This window comes from Micromonospora tarensis (genome assembly GCF_016803395.1).
Lineage (GTDB): Bacteria > Actinomycetota > Actinomycetes > Mycobacteriales > Micromonosporaceae > Micromonospora > Micromonospora tarensis.
In genome coordinates this window covers 1-1,093 of the sequence record NZ_JAEVHL010000525.1, presented here as the reverse complement: position 1 = coordinate 1,093, position 1,093 = coordinate 1, and the positions used below count along the sequence as shown (strand labels likewise).

General features: G+C 75.8%; 1 pseudogene. It reads left to right on the top strand.

What is annotated here, in order from left to right:
• Positions 1–1,093: pseudogene (locus JM949_RS36110) on the top strand (CoA-binding protein); the annotation flags it as partial.

Here is a 1,093-nt window from a genome sequence, read left to right as displayed (position 1 = left end):
CTGCCCGCGTACCCGTCGGCGCGCGACGCCGGAACACCGCTGGACCTGGCGGTGGTGGCGGTTCCGCCGCAGGCGCGACCGCGGTGGTCGGCGACGCCGCCGCCGCGGGGGTGCACGGTCTGGTGGTCATCTCCGCCGGCTTCGCCGAGGCCGGCGCCGAGGGCGCGGCCACCCAACGGGCCCTGGTCCGCGCGGCGCACGCCGCCGGCATGCGGGTCGTCGGCCCGAACTGCCTGGGGGTGGCCAACACCGATCCGACGATACGCCTCAACGCCACCCTCGCCCCGGCGTTGCCGCCGGCCGGTCGGGTCGGCATCTTCAGTCAGTCCGGTGCGTTCGGGGTGGCGCTGCTCGCCGAGTCGGACCGGCGTGGCCTCGGGCTGTCCAGCTTCGTCTCGGCCGGCAACCGGGCCGACGTCTCCGGCAACGACCTCCTCCAGTACTGGCAGGACGACAGCGGCACCGACGTGATCATGTTGTACCTGGAGACCTTCGGTAACCCGCGCAAGTTCGCCCGGCTGGCCCGGCGGATCGGCCGCGCCAAGCCGGTCGTCGCGCTCGCCTCACCAGCCCGGCCGCTCGGCGCGGGTGGCACCGCCGGCCCGGACGAGGTGGCGGTGGCCGCGCTCTTCGCCCAGTCCGGGGTGATCCGGGTGGACACCGTCGCCGAGTTGCTCGACGTGGGTGTGCTGCTGGCCAACCAGCCGTTGCCGGTGGGTGGCCGGGTCGGGGTGGTCGGTAACTCGTCGGCGCTGACCGGTCTCGCCGCCAGCGCGTGTGTCGGGAACGGCCTCACCGTGGCGGATGGCTATCCCCGTGACGTCGGGCCGAGCGCCGGTGCCGCCGAGTTCGCCACCGCGCTCGCCGAGACGGCCGGTGACGGCGGGGTGGACGCCCTGGTGGTGGTCTTCGCCCCACCGCTGCCCGGGCAGCTGACCGACGTGGACGCCGACCTGACCGCCGCGCTGCCGGCCGCCCTCGCGCTGGGCAAGCCGACCGTGGCGACGTTCCTGGTCGGGCGGCTGGCCGCCGGGGGTGCCGGCGTACGGCGGCGTGGAGGAGGCGGTGCGGGCTGCTCGCCCGGGGTGCCAGT